A 15,533-nucleotide genomic window follows, 5' to 3' on the forward strand; every position below is an offset into this window, starting at 1 on the left:
GCGAAGCAGCCCCAAAATCAATCTGATACATCGAGTTGTCAGCTTGGAGGGCCGCTTCGCGCCCCAGCGGGGATAAATCCCCTCGCCACAAAAGAGCGACCGAATTGTTTTCATCGCGGGCAAGCCTTGCTCCCACAGCAAGCTCCCTCGCCACGGGTTCATGACGCCAGGGGTGTGATGGAGTATGCTGCGCGCCCTCGAAATCCCCTATCCACAGGATCCACCCCATGAAAGCCGCACTCGCCGAACTCATCAGCAAAATCAGCTCCGGCTGCCTCGGCGAGGCTGACATTGCACGGATCGCTGACGAAGCGGCCCAGGCCTACGCCGATCCAGCGGCTTTCCTGACAGCGAACCCGGATATCAACTACGACGACACGTTCCCGATCCCATTGGGTGAGTGGGTGGTGGTGGGCAGCCTGCCGGACACCGTGTTGTTCCAGGCCGACAGCTACGTGGAGCTGTTCGAACAGATCGTTGCCTCGTTCGGCCCCGGCGTGGCGTTCAATCTCAAGCCCAAGCAACTGGCGAAAACCGAAGCCCTGACCGCGCTCAACCGCATCCAGATCCAGATGAGCAGCCTGAACAAGGAAAACGGCGGCTACACGCTGGTGAATTTCAGCCAACTGCTGGATGACGAGTTGCAGACGGTGCTGGTGTACGGCGACGAAGTGCCACGGGTGTTGGAGCTGTGTGCCGAAATCGGTATCGCCGCCGCGCCAGCCCTGGAAGCCCTCAAGGTCGCGGTGCACGTTTGATGCAATAAACGGAACCCTCGCCGGGCTGCGGCTATCCTAAGGTTGCCTGTCATCATTTGGGAGCGAGACCATGGGTTCCACCTTCAACGGCCTGATTGGCCTGATCATCCTGGCGCTCGATATCTGGGCGATCATCAACGTGCTCAAGAGTGGCTCTGAAGTCGGGGCGAAAGTCCTGTGGGTGCTGCTGATCCTGCTACTGCCGGTCTTGGGCCTGATCATCTGGGCGATTGCCGGACCGCGGGGCAACGTGCGGGTCTGATCTTGAGATTTAAAAGCCCGGTCGCCAACACTGTCCACTTCAGGTTGGCGAACTACATTGTGGCGAGGGAGCTTGCTCCCGCTGGGCTGTGCAGCAGCCCCAATCCAGGCTACGCGACTGTCCAGATAGACCGCGCCAGCCGGTTTTACGACTGCTTCGCAGCCGAGCGGGAGCAAGCTCCCTCGCCACGATCGAGTCTTTCAAGCCGTCGCCATGGCCCGCTTCTGCGCCGCGCTCAAAAAGCGCAGCAAGGCCAGCAACGGGAACACACTGCCAACGATCACCACCCATAGCCAGCCGCCGTGCTCATACACCGCGCTGGCAATTGACGAGCCAAAGGCACCGCCGATGAAGATGCTGGTCATGTACAACGCATTCAGTCGGCTGCGGCTCTTTCCATCGAGGGCGTAGATGGTGCGCTGGCCCAGCACCATGTTCATCTGCACGCAGAAATCCAGGACCACCCCGGTCACGGCCAGGCCAATAACACTGTAGATTGGATGAATGAACGCCGGCAGGAAGCTCAGGCTGGCGAACAACATCGCCAACAGCGACGCCCTGTGGGTATGGCCGGCATCCGCCAGGCGACCGGCGATGGGCGCGGCGATGGCGCCAATCGCCCCGACCAGGGCGAACAGGGCGATTTCCGTCTGGGACAAGCCATGATTGCGGGACAGCTCAAGCGGCACTGCGGTCCAGAACAGGCTGAACGTGGCGAACAGGCACGCCTGGTAAAACGCCCGCTGGCGCAACAGCGGTTGCTGGCGCAGCAAGGTGCCGAGCGAACCCAACAGTTGCCCATACGAGGCGCTGTGGTCGGGCTGGCGCTTGGGCACGGTCACGGCCAGGACCACGCTGATCGCCGCCATCAGGCCGGCCGCGATCATGAACATCGCCCGCCAGCCGAAGTGATCGGCCACCACGCTGGAAACCGGCCGCGCCAGCAGGATCCCGAGCAGCAGGCCGCCCATGATCCCGCCCACGACCCGACCTCGGGACTCTTCCGGCGCCAGGTGCGCCGCCAGGGGAATCAATACCTGCACCGACACCGAACTGAAACCCACCAACAGCGAGACCAGCAGGAACACATTCGGCTGATCGGTGAACGCCGCCCCCAGCAAACTGGCAATCGCCACCAGGGTGGTGACAATCATCAGCCGCCGGTTCTCCAGCAAGTCACCCAGCGGCACCAGGAAAAACAGGCCCAGGGCATACCCGATCTGGGTCAGCGAAACGATCAGGCTCGCCAGGGTGCTGCTCAGGCCGACGTCGGGAGCGATCAAGTCGATGATCGGTTGGGCGTAGTAGATGTTGGCAACGATGGCGCCGCAGCAGAAGGCGAACAGCAGGACCATGGCCCGGGTCAGGCTCGTGCCGGTGGATGCGGTGGAAAGAGGCGCGCGCATGGCTATCTCGTCAGTGAACGGGAAGAAAGGGCGCAAGGCTAAAGCGTTATGCAGCTCTGGAACAGGCTTTTGGGGTGATAGCAGACATGCCTGGTGTTGATGTAGGGAATTTTCTGAATTTTGAGGATGCTGAGAAATGTTCTGGATTTAGGGCCGTTGTGGCGAGGGAGCTTGCTCCCGCTGGGACGGTCCGACGCCTCGGGCGCAGCGGCCCCCAAGCTTTTGCGGTTGCTGCGCAACCGGGCGGGAGCAAGCTCCCTCGCCACAATGCATCTGTGCTCAGCCGTTACTTGCCGCTGTAGATCTGATCGAAAATCCCACCATCATTGAAGTGAGTCTTCTGCACCGTGCGCCAGTCACCGAAGGTCTTTTCCACCGACAGGAAATCCACTTTCGGGAAGCGGTCGGTGTATTTGGCCAGTACCGCCGGGTCCCGCGGACGCAGGTAGTTGGCAGCGGCGATTTCCTGGCCTTGCGGTGACCACAGGTATTTGAGGTACGCTTCGGCGGCCTCGCGGGAGCCTTTCTTCTCGACCACTTTGTCCACCACACTCACCGGCGGCTCGGCTTCGGCAGAGACGCTCGGGTAGATCACTTCGAACTGGTCGCGGCCAAATTCGCGGGCGATCATCTCGGCTTCGTTTTCAAAGGTCACCAGCACGTCGCCGATCTGGTTGGTCATGAAGGTGGTGGTCGCGGCGCGACCACCGGTGTCCAGCACCGGCGCCTGCTTGAACAGCTTGCCGACGAAGTCCTTGGCCTTGTTCTCGTCACCGCCATTCTTCAGCACGTAGCCCCACGCCGACAGGTAGGTGTAGCGGCCGTTACCGGAAGTTTTCGGGTTGGGCACGATCACCTGCACGCCGTCCTTGAGCAGGTCGGGCCAGTCTTTCAGCGCCTTGGGGTTGCCTTTGCGCACGATGAACACCGTGGCCGAGGTGAAGGGCGCACTGTTGTTCGGCAGGCGGGTGACCCAGTTCTCGGGCACCAGCTTGCCGTTGTCCGCCAGGGCGTTGATGTCGGTGGCCATGTTCATGGTGATGACATCCGCCGGCAGCCCGTCGATCACTGAACGCGCCTGCTTGCTGGAGCCACCGAAGGACATCTGCACGGTGATGTTTTCGTTGTGCTCGGCCTGCCAATGCTTTTGGAAGGCGGCGTTGTAGTCCTTGTAGAAATCGCGCATCACGTCGTAGGAAACGTTGAGCAATGTCGGTGCGGCATGGGCGAGGCTACCGAAGGTCAGGCCTGCGGCGAGAAGGGAGGCGCCAAAGAAGTTCTTCACTGCGAATTCCTTTTATTTGAACAGGGGTTCCGAGTCATCAGCCGGCACACTAGCGGCAAGCTGATATCACTTCAAGCACTAAAAAGTGCTTTGCTTATTCCACTTTTTTGAACAACGCACTGCCACAACGAGAGCAGAAAGCGGCTGCCGGTTCATGGCTTTTTTTGTTGCACACCGGGCAGTCATGCTGGAGCTGGTCACCGCGCATGGCAGAGGCCAGTTCGGCGGTGAAGATCCCGGTCGGCACGGCGATGATCGAGTAACCGGTGATCATCACCAACGAGGACACGACCTGGCCCAACGGAGTCTTGGGCACGATGTCGCCGAAGCCCACGGTGGTCAGGGTCACGATCGCCCAGTAGATGCCCTTGGGAATGCTGGTGAACCCATGCTCGGGGCCTTCGATGACGTACATCAAAGTGCCGAATACGGTGACCAGGGTCGAGACGCTGACCAGGAACACAATGATTTTCTGCTTGCTGCCCCGCAGCGCCGACATCAGGTAGTTGGCCTGCTTCAGATACGGGCTGAGCTTGAGCACCCGGAAGATCCGCAGCATACGGATGATCCGGATGATCAACAGGTACTGGGCATCGCTGTAATACAGCGCGAGGATCCCCGGCACGATTGCCAGCAAGTCCACCAGGCCATAGAAACTGAACGCATAGCGCAGCGGCTTGGGCGAGCAGTACAGGCGCAGGCCGTACTCGACGATGAAGATGAAGGTGAAGCCCCACTCGATGCCGGCCAGAAGGCCCGCATAGTGCTTGTGCACGCTGTCGATGCTGTCGAGCATCACGATCACCAGGCTGGCGAGGATGATCAACAGCAGGGTGCTGTCGAAGCGCCGGCCGGCCACGGTGTCGGTCTGAAAAATCATGACGTAGAGACGTTCACGCCAGTTGTTGCTGCTGTCCATAACCTTCGCCTGAACCAGGAATCAGCGAAGCCTAGGGCGATTGCCGGGCAGAGTGCAAGGCGCGCTTTCGCTCACGATCTGTTGCCACGTTCGCGCCGTGGCCTGCACCAGCCAGCAGGCGAGGATGAACGGCGCGGTGAGCGGCGCCAGGCCGAGGGCGACAAACCCCGGTGTGAGCAGGACGGCCAGCAGGATCCCGGCCAGCGGCAGCCAGGGTGGGTGGCGCTGTTGACTGAGTGCCAGCGCCACCAGCGCCGGGTTATAACTGCCCAGTCCGGACAGCGCCGTTGCGGGTTCCTGATGCAGCATGGCGAACGCGACGCCAATGGCCGAACCGAACAACGCCCAGCCGGCGGCACGCCGGTTGGCAACCAGCAGGCCCCCTGCAATCAGTGTTCCGGCCAGCGGATGGCCGAGAAACATGACTTGGCCTAATCCCTTCAAACAACCGGCCAGCAGGTTGGCCGGCGTCAGCTCAACCGACATCAGCTCAGGCGGCGGCGCAGCGAAACCCAGCAGCAGCCAGCCCAGCCCCACGAAAGGGGTGGTATAGGCGGGCAGGCAGCGCGGGACTTGGCTGCGCTTGAGCCATTGCTCGGTCAGCATCGCACTGAGCCCACCGCCGGCAATGACCAGCGGTGGCAACAAGGCGGACCAGGGCAACGTCAGGCTCACCAGCAACCCCAACAGGATACCGTTGTAGCTGAATAATCCGGCCTGCCGATCAGCCTTGGCGTAACCGCGCCGCTGGGCCGTGAGCAATCCGGCTACGCCGCCCAGCAGCGCACCGCCAAACAGCCCGGGCGCGGTGAGCAGGATGGCCAGCAGGCACAGCAGGCCGCACAGCGGGTGGCGCTGGAGGAAGATCTGGCTGAAGCCGTTGAGCAGGGCGGTGGCCCAGTCGGGGCAGGGGGTGTTTTGCATGTTTGTGGGTCTGATAAACCGGGTTGATCCCTTCGCGAGCAAGCCCGCTCCCACAGGGGCTTTATGAACGTCGCAAGTCCAATGTGGGAGCGGGCTTGCTCGCGAAAGGGCCGGTACAGGCGCTAGATCAACGTCTCGATACGCAACGAATTGGTCGACCCCGGCTTACCAAACGGCACGCCCGCCGTAATCAGCAGCGTGTCGCCACGCTGGGCCATGCCTTGGGCCTGGGCGATTTCCAGGGCGGTGGAGCAGACCTCGTCCACCTGCCGCAGCCGATCGTTGACCACCGAGTGCACGCCCCAGGCCACCGTCAAGCGGCGGGCCGTCGCCAGGTTCGGCGTGAGGTTGAGGATCGGCACCGTCGGTCGCTCCCGCGCCGCCCGCAGGCTGGAGCTGCCGGATTCGCTGTAGTTCACCAGCACCGCCACCGGCAGCACCGCGCTGATCCGGCGGATTGCACAGCTGATGGCGTCCGACACCGTGGCCTCGGCTTTCGGCCGGCTGACGTCCAGTTGCGTCTGGTAATCGGGACCGTTTTCCACCTGGCGGATGATCTTGCTCATCATCTGCACGGCTTCGAGGGGGTAATCGCCGGAAGCGGTTTCTGCCGACAACATCACCGCGTCGGCACCTTCGGCCACGGCGTTGGCGACGTCGGTGACTTCGGCGCGGGTCGGTGCCGGGGAGAAGCGCATCGATTCGAGCATCTGCGTGGCGACCACTACCGGTTTGCCGAGGGCGCGGCAGGTGCCGATGATGTTCTTCTGGATCTGCGGCACGCTCTCGGCCGGGACCTCGACGCCCAGATCACCGCGAGCCACCATGATCGCGTCGCACAGTTCGGCGATTTCCCGCAGTTGGGTGACCGCCGACGGCTTCTCGATCTTGGCCATCAGGAAGGCTTTGTCACCGATCAACGCCCGGGCTTCGCGGATGTCCTCGGGACGTTGCACGAACGACAGGGCCACCCAGTCCACGCCCAGCTCCAGGCCGAAGCTCAAGTCGCGGCGGTCCTTGGCCGTCAGCGGGCTCAGGTCGAGCACGGCTTGCGGCACGTTCACGCCTTTACGGTCCGACAATTCGCCGCCGTTGAGCACTTCGGTGTCGATGGCGTCGCTGCGTTTGCCGGTCACCCGCAGGCGCAGCTTGCCGTCGTCCAATAGCAAGTCCATCCCCGGCTCCAAGGCCGCGATGATTTCCGGGTGGGGCAGGTTGACCCGGCGTTGATCGCCGGGCGTCGGGTCGAGGTCCAGGCGCAGGGCCTGGCCGCGTTGCAGCAGCACCTTGCCGTCAGCGAACGGGCCGACCCGCAGCTTCGGACCCTGCAAATCCATCAGGATGCCCAGCGGGTAGTTGAGCTGCTGCTCCACTTCCCGAATCCACTGGTAGCGCTGGGCATGGTCGGCGTGTTCGCCGTGGCTGAAGTTCAGGCGGAAGATATTCACCCCGGCCTGTACCAGCTCATGGATGTCATCGATGCCGCGGGTGGCGGGACCAAGTGTGGCGAGGATCTTGACCTTTTTATCAGGCGTCATGTTTGGGGTTCTCAAGGATCAGGATGGCGCGAAAGTCGTTGACGTTGGTGCGGGTCGGCTCGGTGACGATCAGCGCATCCAACGCCGCGAAGTAGCCGTAGCCATTGTTGTTATCCAATTCATCGCTGGCGCTCAGGCCCAGTTCGCCGGCGCGGCGATAGCTGTCCGGGGTCATGATGGCGCCGGCGTTGTCTTCGGAACCGTCGATGCCATCCGTGTCGCCGGCCAGCGCGTAGATCCCGGGGTGGCCCTTGAGGCTTTCGGTCAGGCTCAATAGAAATTCGGCGTTGCGTCCGCCGCGGCCGTCACCGCGTACGGTGACGGTGGTTTCGCCCCCGGAGAGGATCACGCACGGTGCTGGCAATGGCTGGCCGTGCAGGGCGATTTGCCGGGCGATGCCGGCGTGGACTTTCGCCACTTCCCGGGATTCGCCTTCCAGGTCGCCAAGAATCAACGGGCTGAAACCGGCCTGGCGCGCTTTCACCGCGGCGGCTTCCAGCGACTGCTGGGGCCGGGCGATCAATTGGAAATGACAGCGCGCCAGGTGCGGATCGCCGGGCTTGACGGTTTCCGATTCCGGGCTGAGTAGCCAACTGCGCACCGCCGCCGGGACATCAATCTGGTAGCGCTTGAGGATCGCCAGGGCGTCGGCCGAGGTGCTGGGGTCGGCCACCGTGGGACCGGAGGCGATGACCGTGGCGAGGTCGCCCGGCACATCGGAAATCGCGTAGGTATGGACCGTCGCCGGCCAGCAGGCTTTGCCCAGGCGCCCGCCCTTGATCGCCGAGAGATGCTTGCGCACGCAATTCATCTCCCCAATGCTGGCGCCGGACTTGAGCAGGGCTTTGTTGATCGACTGCTTGTCGGCCAGGGTGATGCCGGCCGCCGGCAATGCCAGCAACGCCGAGCCGCCGCCGGACAGCAGGAAAATCACCCGGTCGTCTTCGTTCAGATTGCTGACCAGTTCCAGCACCCGTCCAGCCACCGCCAGGCCAGCGGCGTCGGGCACCGGGTGGGCGGCTTCCACCACCTCGATTTTCTGGCACGGCGCACCATGGCCGTAACGGGTCACCACCAGCCCGGTGACTTCGCCCTGCCAGCAACGCTCGACCACCTGGGCCATGGCAGCGGCCGCCTTGCCGGCACCGATGACGATCACCCGGCCACTGCGATCAGCTGGCAAGTATTGCTCAAGGACATGCTGCGGATGGGCCGCGTCGATGGCTGTGGCAAACAGCTCGCGCAGCAGTTGTTGCGGATCGACCGACATGGCGGGCTCCCGATTCTTATTATTTGAAGTCAGTGCAGATCCCTTGTGGGAGCGGGCTTGCTCGCGAAAGCGGTGTGTCAGTCAATACTTCAGTGACAGGTAGATCGCTTTCGCGAGCAAAGCCCGCTCCCACAGGGTTTTGTGGTGGGTCAGTTATCGCGAATCGAAAAATTCGCCATATGCTCCAACCCCTTGATCAGCGCCGAGTGATCCCAGTTGCTCCCCCCGATGGCCGCGCAGGTGCTGAACACTTGCTGGGCATTGGCGGTGTTGGGCAGGTTGATGTTCAGTTCCCTGGCACCTTGCAGGGCCAGGTTCAGGTCCTTCTGGTGCAGGCTGATGCGGAAGCCCGGGTCGAAGGTGCCTTTGATCATGCGCTCGCCATGCACTTCCAGGATCTTCGACGAAGCAAAGCCACCCATCAGCGCTTCGCGGACCTTGGCTGGATCGGCGCCGTTCTTCGAGGCGAACAGCAGGGCTTCGGCCACGGCCTGGATATTCAGGGCGACGATGATCTGGTTCGCCACCTTCGCGGTCTGCCCGTCACCGTTACCACCGACCAGGGTGATGTTCTTGCCCATGGCCTGGAACAGCGGCAGGGCGCGTTCGAACGCAGCGCTGTCGCCGCCGACCATGATGCTCAGGGTCGCGGCCTTGGCGCCGACTTCACCGCCGGACACCGGGGCGTCGAGGTACTGCGCGCCTTTCTCGTTGATCTTCGCCGCGAACGCCTTGGTGGCGGTGGGGGAGATCGAACTCATGTCGATCACCACCTTGCCCGCTCCCACGCCCGCTGCCACGCCATCGGCGCGAAACAGCACGTCATCGACCTGCGGGGTATCGGGCACCATGACGATGATGAATTCGGCTTCCTGGGCAACTTCCTTCGGGTTCGCCAGGGCCACCGCGCCGCCGGCCACCAGCTCAGCCGGGGCCTGATCGTGATGCTGGGACAGGAACAGGCTGTGACCGGCTTTCTGCAGGTTCAACGCCATTGGGTGGCCCATGATGCCGGTGCCGATGAATCCGATTTTAGCCATTGGAAAATCCTCTTGTTTTTGTAAATGCCTGATCTACCTGTGGCGAGGGAGCTTGCTCCCGCTGGGCCGCGCAGCGGCCCCAGAACAGTCACATCAGGTGGAAAGATTGCGTCTGCTTCGCAGCCGAGCGGGAGCAAGCTCCCTCGCCACGAAAGCGCGCGTCGTGTCAGATCGCGTTATGGGTTTTCAGCCAGCCCAGGCCCGCTTCGGTGGTGGTCAGTGGCTTGTATTCGCAGCCAACCCAACCCTGGTAACCGATGCGATCCAGGTGTTCGAACAGGAACCGGTAGTTGATCTCACCGGTGCCCGGTTCATGGCGTCCCGGGTTGTCCGCCAGTTGCACATGGTTGATCTCGCCCAGGTGCGATTGCAGGGTGCGGGCCAGGTCGCCTTCCATGATTTGCATGTGGTAGATGTCGTATTGCAGGAACAGGTTGACGCTGGCGACCTGCTCGCGGATCGACAGGGCCTGGGCCGTGTTGTTCAGGTAGAAACCGGGGATGTCGCGGGTGTTGATGGCTTCCATCACCAACTTGATGCCTGCCGCTTGCAGCTTCTCGGCGGCGTACTTGAGGTTGGCGACGAAGGTTTTTTCCACCAGCGTCTCGTTGCAGTTCTGCGGACGAATTCCGGACAGGCAGTTGACCTGGGTATTGCCCAGCACCTTGGCGTAGGCAATCGCCAGGTCGACCCCGGCGCGGAACTCCTCGACCCGGTCTGGCAAGCAGGCGATGCCACGTTCGCCCTTGGCCCAGTCCCCGGCCGGCAGGTTGAACAGCACCTGGGTCAGGCCATTGGCGTCGAGCAGGGCCTTGATTTCGGCGGAGCTGTAGTCGTAAGGGAACAGGTATTCCACACCCGTGAAACCGGCCTTGGCGGCCGCTTCGAAACGGGCTAGGAAGTCCTGCTCGGTGAACAGCATGGACAGGTTGGCTGCGAAACGCGGCATGGTGGTCTCCTGCAGATGTGTGGGGGCTTCTGTGGCGAGGGAGCTTGCTCCCGCTTGAGTGCGAAGCACTCACAAGATGGGCTGCTGCGCAGCCAGCGGGAGCAAGCTCCCTCGCCACAGGTCCGGTGATGTCCTTAATGAACAGTATTGCCCGTGGGGGCGCCAGTATTAGTCAAGCAACGAAATAGCCGTCGGCGCATCGTTACCCACCAGCGCCAAGTCTTCAAATTCGTTGACGGCGTTGATCTCGGTGCCCATGGAGATGTTAGTCACTCGTTCCAGGATCACCTCGACGATCACCGGCACCCGGAATTCCTCGATCAGCTCCTGAGCCTTGCGCAACGCCGGCTGGATGCCGGACGGTTCGAACACCCGCAGCGCCTTGCAGCCCAGGCCCTCGGCCACGGCGACGTGGTCGACGCCATAACCGTTGAGCTCCGGCGCGTTGAGGTTGTCGAAAGATAATTGCACGCAGTAGTCCATATCGAACCCGCGCTGGGCCTGGCGGATCAGGCCCAGGTAGGAGTTGTTCACCACGATGTGGATGTACGGCAGCTTGAACTGCGCACCCACCGCCAGTTCTTCGATCATGAACTGGAAGTCGTAGTCGCCCGACAGCGCCACGACCTTGCGGCTCGGATCGGCCTTGACCACCCCCAGCGCCGCCGGAATGGTCCAGCCCAAGGGACCGGCCTGGCCGCAGTTGATCCAGTGCCGAGGTTTGTAGACATGCAGGAATTGTGCACCGGCGATCTGTGAAAGGCCGATGGTGCTGACGTAGCAGGTGTCCTTGCCGAACACCTGGTTCATTTCTTCGTAGACGCGTTGTGGCTTGACCGGCACGTTGTCGAAGTGGGTCTTGCGTTGCAGGCTGGCCTTGCGTTGCTGGCAGTCTTGCAGCCAGGCGCTACGGTTCTTCAGCTTGCCGGCGGCTTGCCATTCGCGGGCGACTTCGATGAACACGGTCAGCGCCGAGGCAGCGTCGGAAACAATGCCCAGGTCAGGCGTGAACACGCGGCCGATCTGGGTTGGCTCGATGTCCACGTGAATGAACGTGCGGCCTTCGGTGTAGATATCCACCGAACCGGTGTGGCGGTTGGCCCAACGGTTGCCGACCCCCAGCACCAGGTCGGACTTGAGCAGCGTGGCATTGCCGTAGCGGTGTGAGGTTTGCAGGCCGACCATGCCGACCATCTGCGGATGATCGTCGGGGATCGCGCCCCAGCCCATCAACGTCGGGATCACTGGAATGCCGGTCAGCTCGGCGAACTCCACCAGCAGGTCACTTGCATCGGCGTTAATGATGCCGCCGCCCGCCACCAGCAGTGGGCGTTCAGCTTGATTGAGCAGTGCCAGGGCTTTTTCGATCTGCACGCGGTTGGCCGCGGGTTTGGCCAGGGGCAGCGGTTGGTAGGCATCGATGTCGAATTCGATCTCGGTCATCTGCACGTCGAACGGCAGGTCGATCAACACCGGGCCCGGACGGCCGGAGCGCATCTCGAAGAAGGCTTTCTGAAACGCGTAAGGCACCTGGCCCGGCTCCAGGACGGTGGTCGCCCACTTGGTCACTGGCTTGACGATGCTGGTGATGTCGACTGCCTGGAAATCCTCTTTGTGCAGGCGAGCGCGAGGGGCTTGCCCGGTGATGCACAGGATCGGGATCGAGTCGGCCGATGCGCTGTAGAGCCCGGTGACCATGTCGGTGCCGGCAGGTCCCGAGGTGCCGATGCACACGCCGATGTTGCCGGCTTTGGTGCGGGTGTAGCCCTCGGCCATGTGCGAGGCACCTTCAACGTGGCGCGCGAGGACGTGATCGATGCCGCCTACTTTTTGCAGGGCCGAGTACAGCGGGTTGATCGCGGCACCCGGGATGCCGAAGGCGGTGTCCACGCCTTCACGGCGCATCACCAGGACGGCGGCTTCGATTGCTCTCATTTTGCTCATGGTTTGTGCCTCTTACGTTTTGTAATTGTATACAAGTGGCTTTGCGCAGAGTGTATTCATGGCGAGCGGCGCAGGTCAATCCATTTCCTCAAGCGTCTGTTTCATTCACCTGGGAGTCTGACAGGCTGCGTATTTTCGTCGATAATGGCGTTTTTGCTGGAATTAATGTATACAAAAAATATATTTATTGTGCTCTATTTGTGGTGCTTGGTTTTCCTGAAGTCGAAAACCGAAAGGCTCTCCCATAACAAAAGAAGGACAGCACCCATGAGCGTTCTAACCCTGAAAATCGCCGTCGACCTGGCGGGCCAAGCCCTTGCCGCAGGCCGTGAAGCCCACTGCGCGCCACTGACCGTCGCGGTGCTCGACAGCGGCGGCCACCTGATTGCCCTGCAACGCGAAGACGGCGCCAGCCTGCTGCGCCCACACATCGCCATCGGCAAGGCCTGGGGCGCCATCGCCCTGGGCAAAGGCTCGCGCCTGCTCGCCCTTGACGCCCAACAACGCCCGGCCTTCATCGCCGCGTTGAACAGCCTGGGGCAGGGCAGCGTCGTACCGGTTCCGGGTGGGGTGTTGATTCGCAATGGGGAAGGGAAGGTGCTGGGTGCGGTGGGTATCAGCGGCGACACTTCGGATGTTGACGAGCAGGTGGCGATCCGGGCGGTGGAGGGGGTGGGGTTGAGGGCGGATGCGGGGGGTGGAGCTTGATGCCGTGGTGAGTTGACTGGCGCCTTCGCGAGCAAGCCCGCTCCCACAGGTTTCGGTGGCGGACACAAAATGTCTGAACGCTGCAGATCCCTGTGGGAGCGGGCTTGCTCGCGAAAGCAATCGACCAGACACATCCAGCCCAAAAGTCCGGCCATGATCATGCGTTGACAACGCTAGCCTTTCAGAAACTCATTGAAAGGAAGGCAATACAATGCCTGGACGCTCAGCTTCACATCGCCTGCGCATCGGTCGGTATACAGAACAAAACCGCATTTATTTACTGACAGCTAATACACGCAAGCGTGAGCCTGTCTTCCACGACTATGGGTTGGGCAGGATAGTCATACGTCAATTCAAGGATGTGCAAGGACAGGGCATCGCCGACTCCCTCGCTTTTGTCGTCATGCCTGATCATTTTCATTGGTTGATCCAGCTGCATTGCGGGTCGTTGGGGGAGTTGATGTGTCGGATGAAATCCTTGAGTGCCAAGGGTGTGAATGAGGCTGTTGGCTGGACGGGTAACCTCTGGCAGCAGGGATATCATGACCGGGCGTTGCGGCGGGACGATGATCTGGTAAAACTGGCTCGATATGTGGTTGCCAATCCATTGCGGGCAGGATTGGTGGAGCGGCTTGGCGACTATCCGTTGTGGGATGCCATTTGGGTATGACATGAAGTCGAGTTGCCGCTATTCGCGAGCGAGCCCGCTCCCACAGGGTCGGTGTGGACACAAAATGTCTGAACATCGCAGATCCCCTGTGGGAGCGGGCTTGCTCGCGAATGAGGCCCGCAGTTCCTCAGCCTAACTCACACCCCTTCAAAACCAACCGGATAATCGTCTGCGCCGCCGCTTCATAGTCGGCTTCATCGAGCTTCGCCTTGCCAGTCACGGCGCTGATCTGCCAGTCGAAATCGGCATAGGTCTGGGTCGCGGCCCAGATGCTGAACATCAGGTGGTTGGGGTCGATGGGGGCGATCTGGCCGCGGTCGATCCAGGTCTGGATGCAGTCGATGTTGTGGCGGGCCTGGGCGTTGAGTTGCTCCACCAGGTCGGCGCTCAGGTGCGGGGCGCCGTGCATGATTTCGCTGGCGAAGACTTTGGAGGCGAAAGGCAGGTCGCGGGAGATGCGGATCTTGGAGCGGATGTAGTGGCTCAGCACTTCACCCGGTACGCCGTCGGCGTTGAAGGGGGTCGAGGCCTGGAGGATCGGCTCGATGATGCTTTCCAGGACCTCGCGGTAGAGGTTTTCCTTGGATTTGAAGTAGTAATAGACGTTGGGTTTGGGCAGGCCGGCCTTGGCCGCGATGTCGCTGGTCTTGGTCGCGGCGAAGCCCTTGTCGGCAAATTCCTCGCTGGCGGCACGCAGGATCAGTTCTTTGTTGCGCTCGCGGATAGTGCTCATAAACCCAGGGGTTCCTTGCCTGTTCTGGCGGTGGCGCATGGTAGCACCGGCCTCGCGCGGCGCTCAAGAATGCCCACGGCGGTGCGCCTCGCGGTATGCTGCGCGGCATTATTATTCAAGGAGCCCCTCCATGGCTGGAAGCAGTTTGCTGGTATTGATCGACGACATCGCCACCGTGCTCGACGATGTTGCATTGATGACCAAAATGGCCGCCAAGAAAACCGCCGGCGTACTGGGCGATGACCTGGCGCTCAATGCCCAGCAGGTCTCGGGCGTGCGTGCGGAGCGGGAGCTGCCGGTCGTCTGGGCCGTGGCCAAGGGCTCGTTTATCAACAAACTGATCCTGGTGCCGTCGGCGCTGGCGATCAGTGCCTTCGTCCCATGGCTGGTCACGCCGCTGTTGATGGTCGGTGGTGCCTACCTGTGTTTCGAAGGCTTCGAGAAACTGGCGCACAAATTCCTTCACAGCCCCGCCGAAGACCAGGCCGAACACGCCCAACTGGTCGAGGCCGTGGCGGATCCGGCGGTCGATCTGGTGGCCTTCGAAAAGGACAAGATCAAGGGCGCGGTGCGCACCGATTTCATCCTGTCGGCGGAAATCATCGCCATCACCCTCGGCACGGTCGCCGATGCGGCGCTGACTCAGCAGGTGATCGTGCTGTCCGGCATCGCCATTGTCATGACCATCGGCGTGTACGGCCTGGTCGCGGGGATCGTCAAGCTCGATGACCTGGGCCTCTGGCTGACCCGCAAGCCAGGTCAAGCCGCCAAGAGCATCGGTGGCGCCATCCTGAGCGCCGCGCCCTACATGATGAAGAGCCTGTCGGTGATCGGCACGGCGGCGATGTTCCTGGTGGGCGGCGGGATCCTCACCCATGGCGTGCCGGTGGTTCATCACTGGATCGAAGGCATGGCGGCCAGCGCGGGCGGCGCTGGGTTTATCGTGCCGATGTTGCTCAATGCGCTGGCGGGGATTGTCGCGGGGGCGGTGGTGCTGGCAGGTGTGTTGGCGGTGGGCAAGATCTGGAAAGCGCTGAAAGGCTGAACCTGACAACGCAAAACAAACTGTGGGAGCGGGCTTGCTCGCGAAGACGGTGTGTCAGCTACAAATAGGCTGACTGATACAC

General features: G+C 62.0%; 15 protein-coding genes. 5 read left to right on the top strand and 10 right to left on the bottom strand.

Annotation, left to right across the window (positions count from 1 at the left end; translation table 11 throughout):
* The first annotated feature begins 227 nt into the window (after positions 1–227).
* Both RGM2987_RS11050 and RGM2987_RS11055 read left to right on the top strand, forming a co-directional pair.
* Entirely contained in the window at positions 228–758 is a 531-nt protein-coding gene (locus tag RGM2987_RS11050) for a hypothetical protein (RefSeq protein WP_245140797.1), read from the top strand.
* A gap of 70 nt (positions 759–828) precedes the next feature.
* Positions 829–1,020 (top strand): PLDc N-terminal domain-containing protein, encoded by a 192-nt coding sequence (locus RGM2987_RS11055; protein ID WP_245140800.1) that lies wholly within the window; start codon positions 829–831, stop codon positions 1,018–1,020.
* A gap of 200 nt (positions 1,021–1,220) precedes the next feature.
* Here RGM2987_RS11055 and RGM2987_RS11060 read toward each other — a convergent pair whose 3' ends face one another.
* From RGM2987_RS11060 to gcl, 9 genes are all read right to left on the bottom strand, one after another.
* Positions 1,221–2,426, bottom strand: a complete 1,206-nt coding sequence (locus RGM2987_RS11060) for an MFS transporter (protein WP_245140802.1) — start codon at positions 2,424–2,426, stop codon at positions 1,221–1,223.
* Positions 2,427–2,712: 286 nt separating this feature from the next.
* Positions 2,713–3,711, bottom strand: coding sequence for a sulfate ABC transporter substrate-binding protein (locus tag RGM2987_RS11065; protein ID WP_245140804.1), 999 nt, complete (start codon positions 3,709–3,711; stop codon positions 2,713–2,715).
* A gap of 94 nt (positions 3,712–3,805) precedes the next feature.
* Complete coding sequence (locus tag RGM2987_RS11070) at positions 3,806–4,630, bottom strand: ion transporter (RefSeq protein WP_245140806.1); 825 nt, start codon at positions 4,628–4,630, stop codon at positions 3,806–3,808.
* A 21-nt stretch (positions 4,631–4,651) separates the two neighbouring features.
* Entirely contained in the window at positions 4,652–5,554 is a 903-nt protein-coding gene (locus RGM2987_RS11075) for an urea transporter (RefSeq protein ID WP_245140809.1), read from the bottom strand.
* Positions 5,555–5,676: 122 nt separating this feature from the next.
* A complete protein-coding gene (gene pyk, locus RGM2987_RS11080) occupies positions 5,677–7,092 on the bottom strand; it encodes a pyruvate kinase (protein ID WP_245140811.1) in 1,416 nt (471 codons plus the stop codon).
* Positions 7,082–8,362, bottom strand: coding sequence for a glycerate kinase (locus tag RGM2987_RS11085; RefSeq protein ID WP_245140813.1), 1,281 nt, complete (start codon positions 8,360–8,362; stop codon positions 7,082–7,084). The genes pyk and RGM2987_RS11085 overlap by 11 nt, the downstream gene beginning before the upstream one ends.
* Positions 8,363–8,511: 149 nt before the next feature.
* Positions 8,512–9,402, bottom strand: a complete 891-nt coding sequence (locus tag RGM2987_RS11090) for a 2-hydroxy-3-oxopropionate reductase (RefSeq protein ID WP_245140815.1) — start codon at positions 9,400–9,402, stop codon at positions 8,512–8,514.
* A gap of 166 nt (positions 9,403–9,568) precedes the next feature.
* Positions 9,569–10,351 (bottom strand): hydroxypyruvate isomerase, encoded by a 783-nt coding sequence (gene hyi / locus RGM2987_RS11095; RefSeq protein WP_245140817.1) that lies wholly within the window; start codon positions 10,349–10,351, stop codon positions 9,569–9,571.
* Between the two features lie 168 nt (positions 10,352–10,519).
* Entirely contained in the window at positions 10,520–12,295 is a 1,776-nt protein-coding gene (gene gcl / locus RGM2987_RS11100) for a glyoxylate carboligase (RefSeq protein ID WP_245140820.1), read from the bottom strand.
* Positions 12,296–12,562: 267 nt separating this feature from the next.
* Between gcl and RGM2987_RS11105 the strand changes: the two genes are divergently transcribed.
* The gene (locus RGM2987_RS11105; RefSeq protein WP_245140823.1) at positions 12,563–13,003 is read left to right on the top strand and encodes a heme-binding protein; all 441 of its coding nucleotides are present in this window, start codon (positions 12,563–12,565) and stop codon (positions 13,001–13,003) included.
* A gap of 211 nt (positions 13,004–13,214) precedes the next feature.
* On the top strand, positions 13,215–13,673 hold the full coding sequence (locus RGM2987_RS11110; protein WP_245140827.1) for a transposase: 459 nt from the start codon (positions 13,215–13,217) through the stop codon (positions 13,671–13,673).
* Between the two features lie 127 nt (positions 13,674–13,800).
* Here RGM2987_RS11110 and RGM2987_RS11115 read toward each other — a convergent pair whose 3' ends face one another.
* A complete protein-coding gene (locus RGM2987_RS11115) occupies positions 13,801–14,406 on the bottom strand; it encodes a TetR/AcrR family transcriptional regulator (RefSeq protein ID WP_245140829.1) in 606 nt (201 codons plus the stop codon).
* Positions 14,407–14,536: 130 nt separating this feature from the next.
* Here RGM2987_RS11115 and RGM2987_RS11120 point away from each other — a divergent pair, with 130 nt between their 5' ends.
* The gene (locus RGM2987_RS11120) at positions 14,537–15,451 is read left to right on the top strand and encodes a DUF808 domain-containing protein (RefSeq protein WP_245140831.1); all 915 of its coding nucleotides are present in this window, start codon (positions 14,537–14,539) and stop codon (positions 15,449–15,451) included.
* Positions 15,452–15,533 lie beyond the last annotated feature (82 nt).

This window comes from Pseudomonas sp. RGM2987 (assembly GCF_022952855.1).
GTDB lineage: Bacteria > Pseudomonadota > Gammaproteobacteria > Pseudomonadales > Pseudomonadaceae > Aquipseudomonas.

What these genes read in the sequence shown, in the direction of transcription:
- RGM2987_RS11050 (WP_245140797.1), top strand. Translation starts at nt 228, where the DNA reads ATGAAAGCCGCACTCGCCGAACTCATCAGCAAAATCAGCTCCGGCTGC.
- RGM2987_RS11055 (WP_245140800.1), top strand. Translation starts at nt 829, where the DNA reads ATGGGTTCCACCTTCAACGGCCTGATTGGCCTGATCATCCTGGCGCTC.
- RGM2987_RS11060 (WP_245140802.1), bottom strand. Translation starts at nt 2,426, where the DNA reads ATGCGCGCGCCTCTTTCCACCGCATCCACCGGCACGAGCCTGACCCGG.
- RGM2987_RS11070 (WP_245140806.1), bottom strand. Translation starts at nt 4,630, where the DNA reads ATGGACAGCAGCAACAACTGGCGTGAACGTCTCTACGTCATGATTTTT.
- RGM2987_RS11075 (WP_245140809.1), bottom strand. Translation starts at nt 5,554, where the DNA reads ATGCAAAACACCCCCTGCCCCGACTGGGCCACCGCCCTGCTCAACGGC.
- pyk (WP_245140811.1), bottom strand. Translation starts at nt 7,092, where the DNA reads ATGACGCCTGATAAAAAGGTCAAGATCCTCGCCACACTTGGTCCCGCC.
- RGM2987_RS11085 (WP_245140813.1), bottom strand. Translation starts at nt 8,362, where the DNA reads ATGTCGGTCGATCCGCAACAACTGCTGCGCGAGCTGTTTGCCACAGCC.
- RGM2987_RS11090 (WP_245140815.1), bottom strand. Translation starts at nt 9,402, where the DNA reads ATGGCTAAAATCGGATTCATCGGCACCGGCATCATGGGCCACCCAATG.
- hyi (WP_245140817.1), bottom strand. Translation starts at nt 10,351, where the DNA reads ATGCCGCGTTTCGCAGCCAACCTGTCCATGCTGTTCACCGAGCAGGAC.
- gcl (WP_245140820.1), bottom strand. Translation starts at nt 12,295, where the DNA reads ATGAGCAAAATGAGAGCAATCGAAGCCGCCGTCCTGGTGATGCGCCGT.
- RGM2987_RS11105 (WP_245140823.1), top strand. Translation starts at nt 12,563, where the DNA reads ATGAGCGTTCTAACCCTGAAAATCGCCGTCGACCTGGCGGGCCAAGCC.
- RGM2987_RS11110 (WP_245140827.1), top strand. Translation starts at nt 13,215, where the DNA reads ATGCCTGGACGCTCAGCTTCACATCGCCTGCGCATCGGTCGGTATACA.
- RGM2987_RS11115 (WP_245140829.1), bottom strand. Translation starts at nt 14,406, where the DNA reads ATGAGCACTATCCGCGAGCGCAACAAAGAACTGATCCTGCGTGCCGCC.
- RGM2987_RS11120 (WP_245140831.1), top strand. Translation starts at nt 14,537, where the DNA reads ATGGCTGGAAGCAGTTTGCTGGTATTGATCGACGACATCGCCACCGTG.